Genomic DNA, 21,889 nt, shown 5'->3' on the forward strand with positions numbered 1-21,889 from the left:
AGTGGATTTTTTATTTGGGACTGTTTTACTCTAATGCGCTTCCAGCCAATTTTTCCCCATTCCTAGATCAACAACTAAAGGAACCTCTAGTTTAAAAGCGTTTTCCATTTCGTGTTTAATCATCGGTTGGATTTTTTCTAATTCATCATTGTGAACATCAAACACAAGTTCATCATGTACTTGTAGGAGCATTTTTGATTTCCAGTTCTCTGATTTCAGTTTGTTATGAATGTTAATCATTGCAATTTTGATAATATCAGCAGCGCTGCCTTGAATAGGTGCGTTAACGGCATTTCGTTCTGCTCCACCTCGCACAATAGCATTTTGGGAGTTGATGTCTTTTAAATACCTGCGGCGTCCTAAAACAGTTTGTACATAGCCATTGTCTCTTGCAAAATCTACTTGATTACTGATATAAGACTTTAACTGAGGATACGATTGGTAATACGCTTCGATCAAAGCTGCGCTTTCTGAGCGAGAAAGATTCGTTTGGTTTGAAAGTCCAAAAGCCGAAACCCCATATATAATTCCGAAATTCACGGTCTTAGCATGACTACGTTGCTCACGCGTTACTTCTTCTAAAGGAACATTAAAAACTTTTGAAGCTGTAGATTTGTGAATGTCTTCGTTGTTCTGAAATGCTTTAATCATGTTTTCTTCTCCACTCAAAGCAGCGATTACACGTAATTCAATTTGCGAATAATCGGCAGAAACGAGGGTGTAGTTTTCGTCACGAGCTATGAATGCTTTTCTAATCAAACGACCTCGCTCTGTACGCACGGGGATATTTTGCAAATTAGGATTGTTAGAACTCAATCGGCCAGTTGCAGCTACTGTTTGCATATAGTCCGTATGAACGCGTCCTGTTTTTGCGTCTACTTGATTGGGTAGCGCATCAATATAGGTCGATTGTAATTTTACCATTTGTCGCCATTCTAGAATATCGCGTACGATTTCGTTATCATTGGCAAGGTAACTTAAGACTTCCTCCCCGGTAGCATATTGCCCTGTTTTGGTTTTCTTTTGCTTTGCTCCGCCTATTTTTAGCTTATCAAAAAGAATGTCTCCCAATTGTTTTGGCGATGCTAGGTTGAATTTCTCTCCCGCAGTTTCATATATTTTTTGTTCGAAAGTGTCGATTTCCTTTTGCATTTCGTTTGACATGCTTTTTAGGAAAGGCACATCAAGATTGATTCCCTCGGTTTCCATTGCTGCTAAAACAGGTACTAACGGAATTTCAATATCTTCGAATAATTTGGTGGTTTGCGTTTTCTCTAGTTCTACTGCAAATAATTCTTTCAGTTGAAAGGTAATATCTGCATCTTCGGCAGCGTATTCTTTAATTTCCTCTAAAGCTACATCGCGCATTGATTTTTGATTCTTTCCTTTTTTACCAATAAGTGCTTCAATAGATTGCGGTGCGTATTTTAAATAGGTTTCGGAAAGTATATCCATATTATGACGCATATCTGGATTGATCAAATAGTGCGCAATCATGGTGTCGAATAATTTCCCTTTAACACTAATGTTGTAGTTAGATAGTATTTTTAAGTCGTATTTCAAATTTTGACCTATTTTTTCGATAGCCTCATTTTCGAAAAACGGAATAAATGAGTTGGCTAGCTTTTGTGCCTCTTCTTGATTTTCCGGGAAGGGAACATAAAAAGCTTTTCCTTTTTCGTAGGAGAAGGAAATTCCAACTAGCTCAGCATGCAAGGCATCTAATCCAGTAGTTTCGGTATCAAAACACACGGATTGTTGTTTGAGTAAATTTTGCAAAAGCAATTTAATTCCCAGGTCACCTTGAATGAGTTGGTAGGAATGCGGATTATTTGCTAGAGTGCTATAAAACTGTTGGTGAGTAGAACTTGCATCATCATCTTGAATGGCACTACCAAAGAGATCAAATTGATCTTCGTTTTTAGTCCCGAAAGCTGTCGGGAGTGGCTTTTTATACAATTTAGAATCGTCAGCGGTAGTAGTACCGCTGTTAGTATTTCCTTTTTTGAATATGGTGTCAAATTGCTCAGCCATTCTTCTGAACTCGAGTTCATTAAATAGTGCGTCGGTTTTTTCAACATCAGGCTGCGAAAGTTCATAATCTTTTTCATCAAAGGTTACGGGGCAATCCAAAAGAATAGTAGCTAATCTCTTCGATAATAAACCGAGCTCTTTGTTGGCTTCAATTTTGGTCTTTATCGCTCCTTTTAGTTCATGAGTATTAGCCAGAAGGTTTTCCATAGAGCCATATTCTGCTAAGAATTTCTTTGCTGTTTTTTCACCTACACCTGGTAGTCCTGGTATATTATCTGCTGCATCACCCATCATTCCTAGGTAATCAATAACCTGCTCAGGCTTTTCAATTTCAAACTTTTCAAGTACTTCAGGAATTCCCCATATTTCGATGCCATTACCCATTCTTGCGGGCTTGTACATAAAAATATTTTCTGAAACTAATTGAGCAAAATCTTTATCTGGAGTGACCATAAAGACCTTGTAGTTTTCTTTTTCGGCTTGTTTAGCAATGGTGCCTATTAAATCATCGGCTTCGTATCCTTTTACCTCTATGATAGGGATGTGCATTGCACGTAATAATTCTTGAATGTAGGGAACGGCTATTTTAATCGCCTCGGGAGTTGCATCGCGATTAGCTTTATAAGCAGGGAAAATATCATTTCGTAAATCGCTACCTCCGTTGTCAAAGGCAACGGCTAAATGATCTGGTTTTTCTCTTTTGATAACATCCATTAAAGAATTCATAAATCCCATAATGGCCGAAGTATCCATTCCTTTAGAGTTAATTCGTGGATTTTTTATAAAAGCATAATATCCTCTAAATATTAAGGCATAGGCATCAAGGAGGAAAAGACGTTTTTGTTGTGACATAGATAGGGTGTTTCTAGTTTTCAAAAGTACAAAACTAAAAAGACAAAGGAGTAGAAATTTAGTCTTTCTGTAGGTGTTTATAATCTCTTAAAAGTTGAGTAATCGATAATCGATTTTTCAACTCTTTCTTTTAGAGCTTGTATTGCGTTGTTAAAATGTAAGTTAAAACGTATCTTGAAAGTGAAATAACATCAAAATGTTAAATATAAGTGTATTTAATCGATGTTATTTGCACTTAGTCGAATAATGAAGTATGTTTGTGGTGTCAGGTTAAAAGTTGATTCTCCAAGTAAAAATAATACATTCATTAAAATTTAAGATCATGAAAAAAACTACTTCTTTAAACAATGCATTGCCAGTTTTTCTATTCATTTTCATGATGCTGATTACAGCAAGCTTATCTGCTCAGGTGGGTATAGGGACTGTGACTCCAGATGCGAGTTCTGTTTTAGATGTTACTTCTACTACTCAAGGAGTGTTGACACCAAGAATGACCACAACTCAAAAAAATGCCATTACAAGTCCAGCTAATGGTTTGATGGTATTTGATACAACGCTCAAAGGTTTTTATTTTTACGACACTACAACTAGTTTATGGTTGCCAATGAATAATGTAGCAGCTTCGTCTGATAGGTTAAATTTTAAACGCATCAAATCTACAGATGTTTTAGCCACAGTATTAGCTTCTGAAAAAGCGGCAGGAGGTGGGACGAAATACGTTTTAAACACCAATACGTTGTATGAAATAAATGGTACAATCTCAGTCGATTTGCCAATTGATTTAAATAATGCTTATATCACAGGGCTAGATACCAACGAAGATAAATTAGTAAAAGCAACTGGAAACTTGTTTGATGGATCTAAAGGAGGTAGTATTAGAAATCTAGTTCTACAAGCAACTTTAGGTAACGTGTTTAATCTTACAGCATCAGCCGCTGAATCATTTATCTTTAGAGATTCAATTGTAGTGTCATCTGCAAATGTGGGTACCATTTCGGGTTTTGGACTTGTTTTTTGTAGCATCATTCAATATGTGGGAAATAGTAATGGAGTTGTCTACAACAATATTACAAAACTGTTGTTAAGTAACATAGGGTGGTTTGGAAATAATTCGGGCACTTTTGAAAAATTGACAGGTACCTTTGGTTTAGTTCAAAAACAGAGCGGATTTACAGAAGTTACTGGTACGTCGATTGGTTTGGATGTTTCGTCTAATCCAATCATAACTGGTGACGCTGTTTTGCGTGAAGTAGTTTTTACAGGGACACTAGGGACAGGTCAGTATGTTAATAGATATACATCTGGAAGTTATACAAATTTTAATTTTAACAACAAATGGACAGTAAACTGTCCTGGAATTCCTAGAGAAGATGACTCTGCTGCTGTTGGAGATGCAAATAGTGATTTTGGAGTAGGAAGTGGTAGTTTAACTACGCTTAGTGGTACACCTACTAAATTAAATGCGGGTACAACGACTTCAACTAACTTATTCAGATTCTCGACAGGTAGCACGGATAACAGGTTGCAGTATTTGGGTAATAAAAAACGATTTTTTAAAGTCAGTGGAGCTTCTTCTTTTCAGTCTAATGGAAGTAGTTCAAATAATACAATTTTTATTTTTTACATCGCTAAAAATGGGACTGTAATTAATCAATCTAAAATTTATGTACTTTCTAACTCTAGTAATGATGTACTTGCAGTTCCGTTTCAAACGATCGTTGAGTTATCCCCTAATGATTACGTAGAAGTATATGCGCAACGCTTTGTTTCAGGAGCATATGGATCGGGTAATGTTCTTTCTGTGTCAATGAATTTGATTGTAAATTAAAATAGTACAGTAAAGTGTGGTTATCGAAGTATGATTTTGTTTTTACAGTAAGGATATTGTCTGTTCCCCACAAGACAATATCCTTTTTTGTGGTGCTATAACGTATTGTATAGTTTTGTTAAATTTTGAATGAGACTGCCTGTAGTGTTTTCTTAATTTGTTATTTTGTTGTCAAAATATAATTATAATGGTTTTTAGAATACTTTTTTTATTTCTATTTCTTTTAATAGTTGAACTATACTCTTTTCAGGCCGTAAAAACTTTAGTTAAAATCAAATGGGTGTTGATTTCTTACCAGATTATCAGTGCTTTGATCCTTGTCTATATTCTTTATTCTTTTACAAAGTTTGATCGTTCTATTGGGCAAACACATCAAACCATGCTGACGATGGGATTATTGCTATTGATGTATGTTCCCAAGCTTGTTTTGATGGTTGCAATGTTTGGAGAAGATGTATTTAGGTTAAGTACGGGAACAGTTAACTACTTTAGAGATACTGAAAATGAAGAGTTTTTAAATTCAAGACGAAAATTTGTTAGCCAAATAGGTTTAGGTCTTGCAGCGGTACCGCTATTATCATTGATTTACGGAATTACAGTAGGGAAGTACAATTATAAAGTCATTAAACAGCGTATTTTTTACTCAGATCTACCTGAGGCTTTTGACGGTTTTACGATTACTCAAATTTCAGATGTGCACAGTGGTAGTTTTGATGACCCTGAAAAAATTAGTTACGCTATTGATCTAATAAACGAACAAAATTCAGATATGATTTTGTTTACCGGTGATATTGTTAATACGCATGCTACAGAGATGTTACCTTGGATTGAAACTTTTAAGAAAATCAAGGAGCATCCCTATGGCAAGTTTTCCGTGTTAGGTAATCACGATTACGGTGAATACGTTACTTGGCCTTCAGAAACTCAGAAAACTGAAAATTTTGAAGATATCAAGAAGTTATATAATCAAATTGATTTTCAGTTGCTATTAAATGAGCATAGATACATAGAAAAAGGAAATGATAAAATTGCTCTAGTAGGTGTAGAAAATTGGGGTCACAACTTTAAGAAAGCGGGAGACATCAATAAAGCTTCGAAAGGTCTTGCAACTGAAGATTTCAAAATTTTAATGAGTCATGATCCAAGCCATTGGGAGTATGAGATTAAAAATCACGAGAAAAACTTTCATCTTACGCTTTCAGGGCATACCCACGGAATGCAATTTGGTATTGAGATTCCAGGCTATTTTAAGTGGAGTTTGGCGCAGTATGTTTATGCACAATGGGCAGGACTTTATGAAAACTTGGGACGATATGTATACGTTAATAGAGGGTTTGGTTTTCATGCCTATCCTGGAAGAGTAGGGATCATGCCCGAAATCACGGTCATAGAACTAAAAAAAGGGGATAAAGTAGCATAATTCGTTAAAAATGTTACATTTGTAGATTAATAGCTATTGATAGTAGATTTGAATATTAAATTTTTGGTTTATGTCAAAATTTGGAGAACTAATAAGCGCACAAGTACCTGTGTTAATAGACTTTTACACAGATTGGAATGAATCATCTATTGCAATGCACCCTGTAATTAGGGATGTAGCCGCTGCTCTAGGTGATAAAGCTAAGGTTATTAAGATTGATGTTGATAAAAATAAAGAACTAGCAGATGCGCTAAGAATCAAAGGTGTGCCTACACTAATGATGTACAAAGACGGTCAAATGGTTTGGAGACAATCAGGTGAATTAGACGCTAATTCTATTATTAGTATCGTACAAGAGCAGTTGTAAATAGTCGACAATTACAATACGCCATATTTATAGTTATGCTGTTCAATAAATTTTAATGTTACGGGCAGCACATATTCAAGGTTTGTAAACGCCTTTACGCTGTCGTGAAAAACAACAATGCTTCCCGGTTTTATATTTGATAGAATATTATCCAAACACTTCTCTTTTGTGATGCTTTGATCAAAGTCAGCACTTAAAACATCCCACATTATTATTTCATATCCTTTAGCTTTTATGGCTTTAGCTTGACTACGTTTAATTTTACCATAAGGAGGTCTGAATAGCCTAGTGCTACTACTGTCTCTATTTATCTCTGAAATACTTAAAGAACACGCGTCAAAATTTTCTACATAAGATGCTGTTGGTGTTTTCCATCCGTTTAGATGGTTGTGGGTGTGATTGCCTATAGTGTGGCCGTCAGCAATTATTCTTCTAAAAAGTTCTGGATTATCTAAAATATTTTTGCCAATACAAAAAAAAGAGGCTGTAGCGGAATGCTTTTTCAGCAACTGAAGTACCCAGTCTGTTATTTCCGGCGTAGGTCCGTCATCAAAGGTTAAGTATATCTTTCTTTCATTGTTAGGAACATCCCAGATATATCCTGAAAACATTTTTTTTATAAGTAAGCTTGTCTTTACCCAATAAGCTTTCATGGCTTTATGTTTTATTTAAATTAAAAGTAAAAAAAAATGCAGCAGTTTTTTAATCCTGCTACATTTTTATTGTGTTATTTGTTTAAATACTTATTCTTTATCACGCCCAAATCGATCAAACATCTGGATGTACGTGTTAAAAACACTTCTGTTTTTTTCGTAGAATTCAAGGTCATTGTTATCCTTCATAACCTCTAGTAAGCCTCTATAGCGTTCTAGATCTGTAACGATTTCCATACCAAGAATTGATTGCTCATCAGTACTTATTTTGCTGTAATAATTAAGATTCTCTTTGTATTTAGATATTAATTTAATTAATAGATCTTGTGCGTTCTTTTTCTGTCCAATTTTATAATAACCAGCAGCAAATGGATCGACTAATGAATAGTACTCAAATTTATCAAGAGGCATTTTAGTCAAAGCTAAATTTAAGATCGTTTCTGCTTTTTTAGTTTTACCCTCTTTAATTAACTGATTCATTAATCTAGCAAGATTTGTTCTGTAGGTAATACTTTCACGACGTGTTTCTGGATCATGGTAGATATCGCCATCACTATTGCCCCAATCCCATTTCATAATATTAGCATACATTTTTTCAGAATCTATCTGTCCCATATCTAATGGATTACCGTCCTCAGATGATGGAGTTCTGATAGGTACTAATTTATAGACCAAACCGTCAAGCTGTAAATAGTCTTTCATCCACAAGTAGTCTTCAGGGTCAAATGCGCCACCACTAAAATAGATTGGTCTTTTCCAGTTGTTATTGGCAACGATGTCTAGCATCATTAGTCTGTTTTTATATAGCGCTTTTCCTTTAATATCGATATCAATGTAAGGAACAATTGAATCGTAGTATTTGGGGGCGACTACTTTGTTATTTATAATTGCGTTTCTGTCTACGGGAATTCTAACCTTATTTGTAGGGTAAAAATGAATGGTTTGTCCATTTTGCATCTGAACAGTAGATTTTGGATTTTTAATAAAGGTCATCAAATCTTTGATTTCCCATCGGCTATCAATTTTTGGAATATGAACCACATAATCTAACTTATCACCTACATACTGGTCATGTGTAAAAGAAATAGGTAGAGGATTTGACTCGTAAGTTTTGGTTTTCATTTGATCAATATACCAATCAGTCATAAATAAGCTTGTATTTACAATTTTGATATCTGTTCGTATATTTTCTATTTCTTGTGCGTACCAGAGTGGGAAAGTATCATTGTCTCCAATAGTAAACAATATAGCATTTTCGTCACAAGAATATAAATAGGCTTTGGCCATTGCTAAGGCAGTATATTTTCCAGAACGATCATGATCATCCCAGTTTTGCGATGCCATTAAAACAGGAGCAGCTAGTAGACTTGCTGTGATGATTAATGGTCCTGCGATTTTTGGAGCTAAGTATTTCTGTAAACTTTCGTATAATGAATACACACCAAAACCAATCCAAATTGCAAAAACATAGAAAGAGCCTACTAAAGCGTAATCCCGTTCTCTTGGTTCAAAAGGACGTTCGTTTAAGTATATTTTTAATGCAAATCCTGTAAACAAGAATAAGGCGAGTAAAACATAAAAACTTTTCATGTTTTTAGTTGCGTGATACATTAAACCGATTAAACCTAAAAGGAATGGTAAAAAGAAATAAACGTTGCGACCCTTGTTGTTTAAAACATCAGATGGTAAATTGTCTTGAGAACCTAAATGAAGCTCATCTATAAATTTCACGCCGCTTAACCAGTTACCATCTTGTGTACCATACCTTCCTTGGTTGTCACTCTGGCGTCCTACGAAGTTCCACATTAGATACCTCCAGTACATGTATCCAAATTGGTATTCGACCATAAAACTTAAATTGTCAGCAGTGGTTGGTTTGTCGATGATTAGATAATCGCCATAGCTTTTTAAAAATTTCACATAACCACTATCGTCAATTTGTTTTTGTGCATAAGCTTGTCTGAACTCCGAAACCGTCTTTTGAACTTCGTTCTTAAGTTGGGCTACTGCTTTGTTGTAATCTTCTTCAGTTAACTTGCTAATATCGATACCATATCTTTCTAAATCATTTTCATAGGCATAATCTGGGTTGATTTTAAATCCTGGAGGATTCGTGAAACTGATATAATTTTCAATGTGATCTGTACTCCACATTCTTGGAAGAACTGTTTTTTGAGCATCATCACCGTTTTGCTCTGCGTTTTTATAGTTGTTTGTAATAATATATTTTCCCGTTTTATAATCTCTTTCGTAATTAGGAGCTTTATCTAGGTAAGGTTTATCTGCGTCTAATCCAGCAAAAGTTTCGGTGTATTGTGATCCATAAAACAAAGGATTAACACCATATTGCTCTCTATTATAATACGCTAGAACCTCTGTAGCATCTGATGGTTTGTTCTCGTTGATAACAGTATTTGCGTTTGCTCTTACAGGCAACATCATCCAAGTAGAGAATCCAATTAATATAAATAAAACGCAAAGTAGTATTGTGTTGTAGAAAACTAGTCCTTTTTCCCTAGTGTATCTTAAACCAAAATAAAAACCAACACAAAACAAAATAGCGACTATAATTGTACCTGAATTAAAGGGCATTCCTAAGCTGTTCACAGTAAAAATTTCAGCTTTAGCAAAGAAAGCCATTGTTAAAGGAAGTAATAGTTTAAATATGAATAATAAAATCGATACTACAACCACATTGGCAATCAGGAAGTTTTTGACGGTAACAACTTTGTAGTTTTTGAAATAATACAAAAACCCGATTGCAGGTATTGTCAATAAAGCCATAAAATGTACTCCAAACGAAAGTCCAATAACTAGAGAGATAATCAACAACCATTTGTTACCTCGAGGGGTGTTCATTTCCTGCTCCCATTTTAATCCAAGCCAAAACAATAGTGAGATTAGCAATGATGCCATTGCATACACTTCGGCCTCTACTGCATTAAACCAAAAACTATCTGAAAAGGTATACGCTAAAGCTCCAACAAATGAACTTCCTAGTATAGCAATGTCGTTACTAATGTTGCTATCTGATGTGTTTTTAGTTAATTTCTTTAAAATAATCGATGACGACCAAAACAGAAATAAAATGGTAAATGCACTTGAAAATACAGAAGTCATGTTTACCATCAAGGCAATATGTTCGTTATCTGCTGCAAACATTGCAAAAAAGGCACCAATCATTTGAAACAAAGGAGCACCTGGAGGATGGCCTACTTGTAATTTTGCAGCTGTAGCTATATATTCACCACAATCCCAAAAGCTCATTGTAGGCTCTACGGTGAGTGTATAAGTTACTAATGCAATACTAAAAGAAACCCAACCTAAGATCGTATTCCATTTATTGAAACTGAATGTAGCTTTATTCATCTAAGAAAATTTAGTTTTATTTTAAAACACAAAGAAAATGTTTTTTTTTTTAAGGCCGTGTGGATTAACAAAAATTTCTACAAAACTATTCGATTTTGTTAACCGGTTGGTTTTAAGTATTTTTGGGTGTGATAAATGATTTTGTGAAATTTTTTTTCATTTTTTTTGAAATAAAATACGAAAAAAATTTGCGCAAGCTAATATTTATTATAAATTTGCACTCGCTTAACAGCACTGATGGTCTATGGTGTAATGGTAACACAACTGTTTTTGGTGCAGTCTTTCAAGGTTCGAGTCCTTGTAGACCAACAGAAAGCCTCTCATTTTTTGAGAGGCTTTTTTTTTGGCTTAAAATTAAACTAACTGTTTTTATATTTTAAAAGTTAGTACGGGTCTAGCAGTATGGTTTACGAGATCTTCGCTAATGCTTCCCGTAAAAAAGTGTGCCAATCCAGTTCTTCCATGTGTACTCAGGCCAATCAAGTCGGCTTTTACTTTGTTTGAGAAATTGATGATACCATTCTCTATATTGGTGTCGTTGTAAATAGATACGGTATAGTTTTCAATTTCGAATTGTTGTATGTAGTTATTTATGATTTTTTCTGCAAGTGCGGTAGTTTTAAAGCTACTTGGTGTGCAAATCATCACTAATGACAACCTTGCGTTGAATATTCTTGTAAAATCTAGCATCTTTTGGAAAGGCTTTTTAGTCTCTTCTGAAAAATCAGAAGCAAAAACAAAATGCTCACCTTTAAATTCAATGGTTTCTTTTTTAATCACTAAAACGGGGACGTTTGACAGTCGTACTACTTTTTCAGTATTTGATCCTAATAGTATTTCTTCGATGCCTGATATTCCATGAGAGCCCATGACGATAAGGTCGGTATTGTTATTTTTTATATAGGATAAAATTCCGCTAAAAGCACCTTCAAACTTAATATGTTGGAAAATTTTTATACCGTCTAGGAATTTTTGTTGTGCTATTTCCTGTACTTTTTCTTCTGCTTTTTTGATGAAAAGTATTATTTCGGGAGTGGGAACACTGCTATAAACGGCATCGTTCATCTGATTTGGAATTTCTAGCATATGTAGCAGATGGATTTCACTGTTGTTTTTTAGTGCTATTTTAGCAGCTACTTTTAGTGCGTTTTCAGAATAGGTCGAAAAGTCGATAGGTACTAGTATAGTTTTCATAATGTGGCTTTAAGTTAAGAATAGTCTAAAACAGGTGTAATAAAGGTAAGAAATATTTTAAGAGCGGTCAATCATTTTTTGTTTATAAAAAAAAACACTATATTTGCACCGTTATTTATTAAAATCTAGATAATGAGGGGACTAAATGTCCCCTCTTTTTATAAAAATATGACATTTAAAGAAAAAGTAAATAAGTTGTTAGCGGAGGCGCTTTTAGATAAGCCAACTCTCTTTTTGATTGATCTTACGATTACGGATGCTTTTAAAGTAATTGTATCGTTAGATGATGATAATGGGGTGGCCTTGCAAGATTGTATTGATGTTAGTCGTGCAATTGAAGCTAATTTAGATAGAGAGGAGCAAGATTTTTCTCTAGAAGTTGCGTCAGTAGGAGTGGGTTCGCCACTAAAATTGATTCGACAGTACAAAAAAAACGTAGGCAGAACACTGATTGTGAAAACAGTCCAAGAAAATTTAGAGGCAGAATTAGTAGAAGCTAATGATGAATTCGTAATTTTGTCGTGGGAAGCGAGAGAGCCTAAGAAAATTGGCAAGGGGAAAGAAACTGTTCAAAAAACACTTCAATTACCTTATGAAGATATCAAAGAAGCAATTGTTACAGTAACATTTTAATTAAAGAATTCGCATGGAAAATTTAGCATTAATCGATTCATTCTCAGAGTTTAAAGATGACAAACTTATTGATCGTGTAACGCTTATGGCAATTTTGGAAGATGTATTTAGAAATGCATTGAAAAAAAAATACGGTTCAGATGATAATTTTGACATTATCATAAATCCTGATAAAGGAGATATGGAGATTTGGAGAAGAAGAGTAATTGTTGCCGACGAGGATTTGGATTTTGAAAACGAAGAGATTACCCTTACTGAAGCAAGAAAAATAGAAGCTGATTTTGAAATTGGTGAAGAGGTTTCTGAAGAAGTAAAATTAATTGATTTAGGAAGAAGAGCTATCCTAGCTCTACGCCAAAACCTTATATCAAAAATACACGAACACGATAATACAAATCTTTATAAGCAATTTAAAGACCTTATTGGGGAAATTTATACTGCTGAAGTGCATCATGTTCGCCCAAGAGTTGTAATTTTGGTGGATGATGAAGGAAATGAGATCGTATTGCCAAAAGAAAAACAGATCCCTTCTGACTTTTTCCGTAAAGGAGATAATGTTCGTGGAATTATTGAAAGCGTTGAACTAAAAGGAAATAAGCCTCAAATTATTATGTCTAGAACTTCAGAGAAGTTTCTTGAGAAATTGTTTGAACAGGAAATCCCTGAGGTGTTCGACGGTTTGATTATGGTTAAAAACGTAGTTAGAATTCCTGGAGAAAAAGCAAAAGTAGCTGTTGATACTTATGATGATCGTATTGATCCAGTAGGAGCTTGTGTGGGAATGAAAGGGTCACGTATCCATGGTATTGTTCGCGAGTTAGGAAACGAGAATATAGATGTAATTAACTTTACAAGTAATATTCAATTGTTTATTACTAGAGCGTTGAGTCCTGCAAAAGTGTCTTCAATTAAAATTAATGAAGAAACCAAAAGAGCAGATGTTTATTTGAAATTAGAAGAAGTTTCAAAAGCAATTGGTCGTGGTGGGCACAATATTAGATTAGCAGGTCTTTTGACTGGATACGAATTAGACGTTATCCGCGAAGGAGATGTGGCTGGTGCAACTGCAGATGAAGATGATGTTGAGTTAACAGAGTTTTCAGATGAAATAGAAGAATGGGTTATTGAAGAGTTTGCTAAAATTGGTTTAGATACTGCTAAAAGTATTTTGAAACAAGATGTAGAGGATTTAGTAAGAAGAACAGACCTAGAAGAGGAAACAATTCTAGATGTAATGAGAATATTGAAAGAAGAATTTGATAGTTAGTCAATAGATCTTCAACGATAAACATGCCGGTTTACAAATAATTCTTTTTCGAATGATAGCGATTTTGAAGTAAACCGAGGAATAACAAAAAAGGTAATAATAAAAAGGTTTTATGTCTGAAGAGAGAATTATTAGAATAAACAAAGTTTTAAGGGAATTGAATATTTCTTTAGAAAGAGCTGTGGATTATCTAAAAGATAAGGGGATTGCCATTGAGTCAAATCCAAACACAAAAATTTCTAATGATGTATACGATGTCTTGTGCGGTCAATTTGCAGGTGACAGAGGGAAAAAAGAAGCATCTAAGGAAGTAGGTGAGGAAAAAAGAAAAGAGAAAGAGGCTTTACGTGTGGAGAGAGAGAAGGAAGTAGAGGACAAACGTAAGCATGATGAAGAAGTTCAAAAACAACAGCAAGAAGTTATTAAAGCTAGAGCTGTTGTAACAGGACCTGTTCAGGTAGGTAAAATTGATCTTAATCCTAAGAAACCTACAGCTGCTCCTGCTCCTGTGGTACAGGAAAAGAAAGAAGCCCCTAAGGCTGATCTTGCTCCAGAGGAAAAAGTCGTTGCAAAGGCAGAGCCGGTACAAGAAAAAGTTACTCCAGTAATTAAAGCGGTAAAACCTGTTGTTGAGAATAAAGAAGTTGTAAAAGAAAGTCCAAAAGAAGTTGTTAAAAATGTAACTCCGAAAGAAGATGCTGCGACTAAAAGCGAAGAAGCTCCAACTGAGGAAGCAATTGCAACGCAATACCAAAAACTTTCAGGTACTAAATTGACTGGACAGACTATTGATTTGTCTCAGTTTAACAAACCTAAAAAGAAAAAAGAAGAGCCTAAAATTACTCCAAACAAACCGGGTGCTCCTGGTGCAGCTGGTGCGGCAAACAAAAATAAAAGGAAAAGAATTGCGCCTAAACCTGGAACTCCTAGGCCACCAGGTGTGCCTAATCCTAATAAAATTACTCCTAATACTGGAGGTGGTGGATTTAATGCCAACAGAAGTGCTAGACCTGGATTTGTAAAAGGGAATAGACCTGCAATAGTTGCAAAAGTAGAGCCAACTGAAGAGGAGGTTAAAAACCAAATTCGTGAGACTTTAGAAAAACTTCAAGGTAAAAAAGGAGGTAAATCTAAAGCTGCGAAATATAGAAGAGATAAAAGAGATACACACCGTCAAAAATCTGATGACGAGCAAAGAGCAATTGACGAAGGAAGTAAAACTATTAAAGTTACTGAATTTGTTACTGTAGGTGAAATTGCAATCATGATGGATGTGCCAATTACTAAAGTTATTGGTACTTGTATGTCACTTGGTATCATGGTTACCATGAACCAACGTTTAGATGCTGAAACATTAACTATTGTTGCTGACGAATTTGGTTATGAAGTTGAATTCATAACTGTTGATATTGAAGAAGCGATTGCAGTTGTTGAGGATAAAGAAGAAGATTTAGTTTTCAGGGCACCGATCGTAACTGTAATGGGTCACGTCGATCACGGTAAGACCTCTTTACTGGATTATATTCGTAAAGAAAATGTTATCGCTGGAGAGTCTGGAGGTATTACGCAGCACATTGGTGCTTACGGAGTAACTTTGGATAACGGTCAAAAAATTGCCTTTTTAGATACACCAGGTCACGAGGCTTTTACCGCAATGCGTGCACGTGGAGCTCAAGTTACAGATATCGCTATTATTGTAATTGCGGCTGATGATGACATCATGCCACAAACTAAAGAAGCGATTTCTCATGCTCAAGCAGCAGGAGTTCCAATTATCTTCGCTATTAACAAGGTAGATAAGCCAAATGCTAATCCAGAAAAGATTAAAGAAAGATTAGCAAGTATGAATTTACTTGTAGAAGATTGGGGTGGTAAAATACAATCTCATGATATCTCTGCTAAACAAGGTACAGGTGTTAAGGAATTATTAGAAAAAGTTTTACTTGAAGCGGAATTATTAGATTTGAAATCAAATCCTAACAAAGCTGCACAAGGAACAGTTGTAGAGGCTTTCTTAGATAAAGGGAAAGGATATGTATCAACTATATTAGTACAACATGGTACTTTAAAAATTGGTGATTACATGTTAGCTGGTAAGCATCATGGTAAGATTAAAGCTATGCATGATGAAAGAGGTAATATTATTACTGAGGCAGGTCCTTCTACTCCAGTTTCAGTTTTAGGACTTGATGGAGCGGCAACTGCGGGTGATAAGTTTAATGTGTTTGAAGACGAGAAAGAAGCAAAACAAATTGCTTCAAAACGTTCTCAATTGATGCGTGAGCAATCTGTACGTACACAACGTCACATTACACTTGATGAGATTGGTCGTCGTATAGCTTTAGGTCAATTTAAAGAGTTGAATGTGATTCTTAAAGGAGATGTTGATGGATCTGTTGAGGCTCTATCTGACTCGTTCTCTAAATTATCTACTGAAGAAATTCAAATTAATATTATTCATAAAGGTGTTGGAGCGATTACTGAAACTGACGTTATGTTGGCTTCTGCTTCTGATGCGATCATTATCGGATTTAACGTTCGTCCTGCAGGAAATGCTAGACAATTGGCTGATAAAGAAGAAATCGATATCCGTTATTATTCTATTATCTATGCAGCTATTGATGACTTAAAAGATGCAATGGAAGGAATGCTTGCTCCAGAAATGAAAGAAGAAGTATTGGGAACTGCTGAGATCAGAGAGATTTTCAAAATATCTAAAGTTGGTTCTATTGCAGGTTGTATGGTAATGGATGGTAAAATTGCTAGAAATGCAAAAATCAGAATTATCAGAGAAGGTGTTGTTGTTCATGAAGGTGAGTTAATTGCCCTTAAGCGTTTCAAAGATGATGTTAAAGAAGTTGCTAAAGGTTACGACTGTGGTATTCAAATTAAAGGGTATAATGACATCGAAGAAAGAGATGTTATCGAATCTTACCATGAAGTTGCAATCAAAAAGAAACTTAAATAGTATTGTAATTATATTTTTTAAAATCCCGATTCATCGGGATTTTTTTTTGGATTTATGTCCCGTCTTAAGATAGCTATACATTAAGTATAGAACTTGCTTAGTATTTAAAGTTTACCTTGCTATTTGTTCCGTTTAATTATATAGTAACTAAGGTTCAAATAATCTATTTTTTGATTTTCAAATCCTAAGCCAGACTAATTTAGTGACAAAATGAAAAAGCCACTTAGAAATACTAAGTGGCTTTTGTAAATAAAATCAGCGTTAAATTATTTTTTTGGCTTGATTAAAAATGCATTATTATATCGCTTTTTAACTTCAACTAAATTTCTCTCGGCTTCAATTCTAGTTCTGAAATTTCCAATCCAAACTTTGTAATTTGGAGTGTTAAAAATGATGGTTCCGTCTAGTTGATTGAATTCTTGTTTGCATTCGTAAAGTGCTTTTTTAGCACTTTCACTGTCCCCACTAAAAATTTGTATTTTATATCGTTCATTTACAGTTAGTACAGTGTTTATTTTTCGCTTTTCGTTTAGTAATTGTTCGAATTTTGGGCTTTGTTTAACGTTGTTTTTGACTTCTTGAGCATGTAAATTTATAGTTATTATTGACAATGAAAAAGCGTAATATAAGCTGTTCTTAAATGTTAAAATCTTCATAACGTAATGGTTTTTAAGCAAAAGTACTATTTAATAATACAAACTGAAATCTAATTATTATTTAGAATTAATATAAATTGGAAATTAGACTATTTTTGGGTTTTGAGAATAGTTCTTAAGTCGTATTTTTGTACAAGTTTAAAATAAAGGCATAGTGTTTTTAGTAGTTTATATAAAAAACTGTGCCAATATTTATTAGATAATCATTATACAATTATGAAAAAGGTGGGTAACCATAAATCGACTTCAAGGAACTTATTCTTAAGCTTAGCATTAATGCTAACTTTTTCCTTAACTTCATCTGCACAAGATGTTGCTCCAGATGCTGCTGCTGCTGATGCTCCAGCTGCTATCCAAGGTGGGGATCCTGTAAAAGGTAAAGAACTTTTCAATGCGAATTGTGCTGCATGTCATAAACTTGATGCTAAAGCAACAGGTCCTATGCTACGTGGTATTGCTGCTAAGCATGATATGCCTTGGCTGTATAAATGGATTCGCAACAGTTCTGAATTAATCAAATCAGGTGATGCTGCTGCTGTTAAAGTATATGAAGAGAATAATAAAGCGGTAATGACTGCTTTTCCTCAATTGTCTAACGGTGATATTGATAACATCATAGCGTATACCTCTGAGCCGAAAGCGGAAGCTCCGGCTCCAGCTGCTGGTCAACCTGGTGTTGCTGCTGCTGGACAAGATAACGGTATGTCTAACACAATCATATTAGGTGCTTTGGCTCTAGTGATGGCAATGTTAGTGGTAATGTTGTTTTTAGTAAATAATGTTCTAAGAAAAGTAGCTAAAGTTAATGGTATTGAGGTTGCGCCTAAAGAGGCTACAACTCCAATATGGAAGGCTTTTATTAAGAATCAATTTTTAGTGCTTGTAACTTCTATTTTCTTGTTGTTGGCTAGTGCATTTTTTGTCTACGGTTTCTTGATGCAGATTGGTGTTGATGAAGGATACGAGCCAATACAGCCAATACATTACTCTCATAGGATTCACGCTGGTGACAACGAAATTAACTGTCAATATTGTCACTCATCTGCTAGGGTTAGTAAGCATTCTGGAATACCTTCTTTGAATGTTTGTATGAACTGTCATAAAAATATTGCTGAAGTTGCTGAAACAACTGCTACTCCAGAGTACAGTAAGGCATTCTACGATGAGCAAATACAAAAATTATACAAAGCGGTGGGTTGGGATCAAACAACTCAAAGTTATACTGGGAAAACAGAGCCTGTTAAATGGGTTCGTATTCATAACTTACCTGATTTCGTGTATTTCAATCACTCACAACACGTTACTGTTGCAGGAATAGAATGTCAAACTTGTCACGGTCCTGTAGAGACTTATGAAATTCAAAAACAATTTGCTCCGTTAACAATGGGATGGTGTATTAATTGTCACAGAAAGACAGAGGTTAAAATGGAAGGTAATGAGTATTACACTAAGATTCATGAAGAACTTTCTAAAAAGTATGGTGTCGATAAGTTGACAGCTGCTCAAATGGGAGGTTTAGAATGTGGTAAATGCCACTATTAATCAAATTATTAAGATTTTAATATTTATATACAATGTCATCAAACAAAAAATACTGGAAAAGTGTTGAGGAACTAGAGAATGGTTCTATTGTTGAGGCGCTTAGAAATAACGAATTTGTTGAAGCTATTCCTACTGAGGAGTTTTTAGGGAGTAACGATGCTATGTCATCGTCTTCTACTTCACGTCGTGATTTTTTAAAGTACGTTGGGTTCAGTACAGCTGCAGCTACATTAGCAGCTTGCGAAGGTCCTGTAAACAAATCGATTCCTTACGTTTTGCAGCCAGAACAAATCATTCCTGGAGTAGCGGATTATTATGCTACTTCTGTTTTTGATGGATTTGATTTTGCAAATCTTTTAATTAAGACTCGTGAAGGGCGTCCTATTAAAGTAGATAATAACACTGTAGCTGGAGCTAAATTTTCTGCTAATGCAAGAATTCATGCGTCTATATTGTCATTGTATGACAGTATGCGATTAAAGAATCCAAAGATTGCAGGTAAGGATGCTTCTTGGTCAGCTGTAGATTCTAAAATTAAATCGAGTATTGCTGATGCAAAGGCTAAAGGTGGTAAGGTTGTTTTGTTGACTAATACGTTAGCAAGTCCTTCTACTGAGAAATTGATTGCAGATTTCATTGCTTCTACGCCTAACGCGAAACATGTTATTTATGATGCTGTTTCTTCTTCTGAAGCTTTGGATGCTTTTGAGGCTGTTTATGGTGAAAGAGCATTGGTTGATTATGATTTTTCTAAAGCTTCTTTGATCGTTTCTATTGGTGCTGATTTCCTTGGTGATTGGCAAGGTGGTGGTTACGATGCAGGATATGCTAAGGGCAGAATTCCTCAAAACGGTAAAATGTCACGTCACTTTCAATTGGAGGCTAACATGACTCTTTCTGGAGCTGCTGCTGATAAGCGTTTGGCTATGTCAACTGCAGATCAGAAACAAGCTTTGATTCATATATATAATGTCATAACAGGTTCTGCTGTAGTGGTGAATTTGGATTCTAAGTATAAAGCTGAAGTGACTAAAGCGGCGCAGCAATTAAAAGCTGCAGGCGCTGAAGGTGTATTAGTTTCTGGTATACAAGATAAAAACGCACAATTATTAGTTATAGCAATTAATCAAGCTCTGTCAAGCGTTGCTGCTTCGACTGTTGGTGCTAGACAAATAAGAAAAGGTTCAAATGCTGATGTTGCGCAGTTAGTAGCTGATATGAAAGCAGGAACTATTCATACTTTATTGATGAGTGGTGTAAATCCTGTATATACATTAGCTGATTCTGCCGGATTTGTTGAAGGATTGAAAAAAGTCACTAATTCTGTGGTTATGTCTTTAAAAGAAGATGAAACTGCATTGTTAGCTACCATAGCTGCTCCAGTACCTCATTATTTAGAGTCTTGGGGTGATTTAAGTTTGACTAAAGGAACTTACAGTTTGGTACAGCCTACAATTCGTCCCTTATTTGATACGAAACAATTGCAAGATGTATTAATGTCTTTAAATGGTCTTACTGGAAAGTACTATGATTATTTAAAAGCGTCATCTGCTAGTTTTACTTCAGGTTCATCTTGGAATAAAGTTTTACATGATGGTGTATATGTTAGCGAGTCAAGCGCGTTAAGTGGTTCTGCTGATTATGGCACTGCTGCTGCTAACTTGTCTAGAGCTAAGAAAGAAGATAGTTTTGAATTGGTATTGTATACTAAAACAGGAATGGGTGATGGTCAGCAAGCTAACAACCCGTGGTTACAAGAGTTTCCTGATCCTATCACAAGAGTTTCATGGGATAACTATGTAACTGTTTCTAATGCTGATGCAAAAGAGTTAGGAATGTCTAATGAGATCGTCGCAAATGGTGGTTTAAACGGAAGTTATGCTACTATTACAACTAAAGATGGTCTTAAGTTAGAAAATGTACCTGTAATTGTACAGCCAGGTCAAGCTGTTGGTACTGTTGGTTTAGCTTTAGGTTACGGTCGTAAAGCGGCTTTAAAAGAAGAAATGCAGGTAGGTATTAATGCTTATGCTTTGTATAAAGGTTTTAATGATGTTCAGTCCGTAGTTATTGAGAAGTCTGGTGGTGCACATGAGTTTGCTTGTGTTCAAGGCCAAAAGACATTGATGGGTAGAGGAGATATTATTAAAGAAACAACTTTAGAAATTTTTAATACTAAAGATTCTAAGTTTTGGAATCCAGTTCCTATGGTTTCTTTAGATCATGCAGAAATAGAAGCTACTAAAGTTGATTTATGGGAGTCATTTGATCGTTCGGTAGGGCATCACTTTAACTTGTCAATTGATTTAAATGCTTGTACTGGTTGCGGTGCATGTGTGATTGCTTGTCATGCTGAAAACAACGTTCCCGTAGTAGGTAAAGATGAAGTTAGAAGAAGTCGTGATATGCACTGGTTGCGTATCGATAGATATTACTCATCTGAAAGTACCTTTGAAGGGGATAATGAAAGAAAAGATAATATTGCTGGACTAGGTGATTCATTGTCTACCTTTAACGAAATGGAAAAAGCTGGCGATAATCCTCAAGTTTCTTTCCAACCAGTTATGTGTCAGCACTGTAATCATGCTCCATGTGAAACTGTTTGTCCTGTAGCGGCTACTTCACATAGCCGTCAAGGTCAAAACCATATGGCTTATAATAGATGTGTTGGTACACGTTATTGTGCAAACAACTGTCCTTATAAAGTGCGTCGTTTTAACTGGTTCTTATATAATAAAAACAGTGAATTCGATTACCATATGAATGATGATTTAGGTCGTATGGTGCTTAATCCTGACGTTAATGTTCGTTCTCGTGGAGTAATGGAAAAATGTTCAATGTGTATTCAAATGACACAAGCGACTATTTTAAATGCTAAAAAAGAAGGAAGAGAAGTTATCGAAGGTGAGTTTCAAACTGCATGTTCAAATGCGTGTTCAACTGGAGCTATGACTTTTGGTGATATAAACGTGAAAGAAAGTCCGATAGCTAAATTAGTAGCTGATGATAGAATGTATCATTTGTTAGAGCATGTAGGTACTAAACCTAATGTGATTTATCATGTGAAAGTTAGAAACACTTAAGAAATAATTTAAAATCAATATAA

Annotated in this window: 13 protein-coding genes and 1 tRNA gene; 9 read left to right on the forward strand and 5 right to left on the reverse strand. The window is 35.1% G+C overall.

Features of this window, described 5'->3' with window-relative positions; translation table 11 throughout:
• Positions 1-30: 30 nt before the first annotated feature.
• Positions 31-2,886 (reverse strand): DNA polymerase I, encoded by a 2,856-nt coding sequence (polA, locus tag H8R22_RS04495; protein ID WP_187008732.1) that lies wholly within the window; start codon positions 2,884-2,886, stop codon positions 31-33.
• A 322-nt stretch (positions 2,887-3,208) separates the two neighbouring features.
• Between polA and H8R22_RS04500 the strand changes: the two genes are divergently transcribed.
• The 3 genes from H8R22_RS04500 to H8R22_RS04510 all read left to right on the forward strand — a co-directional run bounded on the left by H8R22_RS04500 (position 3,209) and on the right by H8R22_RS04510 (position 6,501).
• The gene (locus H8R22_RS04500; protein WP_187008731.1) at positions 3,209-4,714 is read left to right on the forward strand and encodes a hypothetical protein; all 1,506 of its coding nucleotides are present in this window, start codon (positions 3,209-3,211) and stop codon (positions 4,712-4,714) included.
• A gap of 187 nt (positions 4,715-4,901) precedes the next feature.
• Positions 4,902-6,134 carry a metallophosphoesterase gene (locus H8R22_RS04505; RefSeq protein WP_187008730.1) on the forward strand — a complete coding sequence of 411 codons (1,233 nt, stop codon included), beginning with the start codon at positions 4,902-4,904 and terminating at the stop codon, positions 6,132-6,134.
• Between the two features lie 70 nt (positions 6,135-6,204).
• Positions 6,205-6,501, forward strand: a complete 297-nt coding sequence (locus H8R22_RS04510; RefSeq protein WP_187008729.1) for a thioredoxin family protein — start codon at positions 6,205-6,207, stop codon at positions 6,499-6,501.
• Between the two features lie 11 nt (positions 6,502-6,512).
• Here the strand turns inward: H8R22_RS04510 and H8R22_RS04515 are convergent, their stop codons facing one another.
• Together H8R22_RS04515 and H8R22_RS04520 are read right to left on the reverse strand one after the other, a co-directional pair.
• Positions 6,513-7,154, reverse strand: coding sequence for a polysaccharide deacetylase family protein (locus H8R22_RS04515; RefSeq protein ID WP_187008728.1), 642 nt, complete (start codon positions 7,152-7,154; stop codon positions 6,513-6,515).
• A 90-nt stretch (positions 7,155-7,244) separates the two neighbouring features.
• The gene (locus H8R22_RS04520; protein WP_187008727.1) at positions 7,245-10,523 is read right to left on the reverse strand and encodes a glycosyltransferase family 117 protein; all 3,279 of its coding nucleotides are present in this window, start codon (positions 10,521-10,523) and stop codon (positions 7,245-7,247) included.
• Between the two features lie 238 nt (positions 10,524-10,761).
• Between H8R22_RS04520 and H8R22_RS04525 the strand changes: the two genes are divergently transcribed.
• Positions 10,762-10,832: transfer RNA gene (locus H8R22_RS04525), tRNA-Gln, on the forward strand.
• A gap of 60 nt (positions 10,833-10,892) precedes the next feature.
• Here the strand turns inward: H8R22_RS04525 and H8R22_RS04530 are convergent.
• On the reverse strand, positions 10,893-11,717 hold the full coding sequence (locus H8R22_RS04530; protein ID WP_187008726.1) for a universal stress protein: 825 nt from the start codon (positions 11,715-11,717) through the stop codon (positions 10,893-10,895).
• A 168-nt stretch (positions 11,718-11,885) separates the two neighbouring features.
• Between H8R22_RS04530 and rimP the strand changes: the two genes are divergently transcribed.
• The 3 genes from rimP (at position 11,886) to infB (ending at position 16,585) form a co-directional block, all read left to right on the forward strand.
• A complete protein-coding gene (rimP, locus tag H8R22_RS04535; RefSeq protein ID WP_187009581.1) occupies positions 11,886-12,350 on the forward strand; it encodes a ribosome assembly cofactor RimP in 465 nt (154 codons plus the stop codon).
• A 13-nt stretch (positions 12,351-12,363) separates the two neighbouring features.
• Positions 12,364-13,617 (forward strand): transcription termination factor NusA, encoded by a 1,254-nt coding sequence (nusA, locus tag H8R22_RS04540; RefSeq protein WP_187008725.1) that lies wholly within the window; start codon positions 12,364-12,366, stop codon positions 13,615-13,617.
• A gap of 112 nt (positions 13,618-13,729) precedes the next feature.
• Complete coding sequence (infB, locus tag H8R22_RS04545; RefSeq protein WP_187008724.1) at positions 13,730-16,585, forward strand: translation initiation factor IF-2; 2,856 nt, start codon at positions 13,730-13,732, stop codon at positions 16,583-16,585.
• 266 nt (positions 16,586-16,851) lie between these two features.
• On the opposite strand, the gene H8R22_RS04550 is transcribed toward infB, so the two are convergent.
• The gene (locus H8R22_RS04550; RefSeq protein WP_187008723.1) at positions 16,852-17,241 is read right to left on the reverse strand and encodes an SPOR domain-containing protein; all 390 of its coding nucleotides are present in this window, start codon (positions 17,239-17,241) and stop codon (positions 16,852-16,854) included.
• A gap of 216 nt (positions 17,242-17,457) precedes the next feature.
• On the opposite strand from H8R22_RS04550, the gene H8R22_RS04555 reads away from it, so the two are divergent.
• Positions 17,458-18,783, forward strand: coding sequence for a c-type cytochrome (locus tag H8R22_RS04555; protein WP_187008722.1), 1,326 nt, complete (start codon positions 17,458-17,460; stop codon positions 18,781-18,783).
• A 32-nt stretch (positions 18,784-18,815) separates the two neighbouring features.
• Positions 18,816-21,866 carry a TAT-variant-translocated molybdopterin oxidoreductase gene (locus tag H8R22_RS04560; protein ID WP_187008721.1) on the forward strand — a complete coding sequence of 1,017 codons (3,051 nt, stop codon included), beginning with the start codon at positions 18,816-18,818 and terminating at the stop codon, positions 21,864-21,866.
• Positions 21,867-21,889: the final 23 nt, after the last annotated feature.

The sequence above is a fragment of the Flavobacterium kayseriense genome, assembly GCF_014305095.1.
Lineage (GTDB): Bacteria > Bacteroidota > Bacteroidia > Flavobacteriales > Flavobacteriaceae > Flavobacterium > Flavobacterium kayseriense.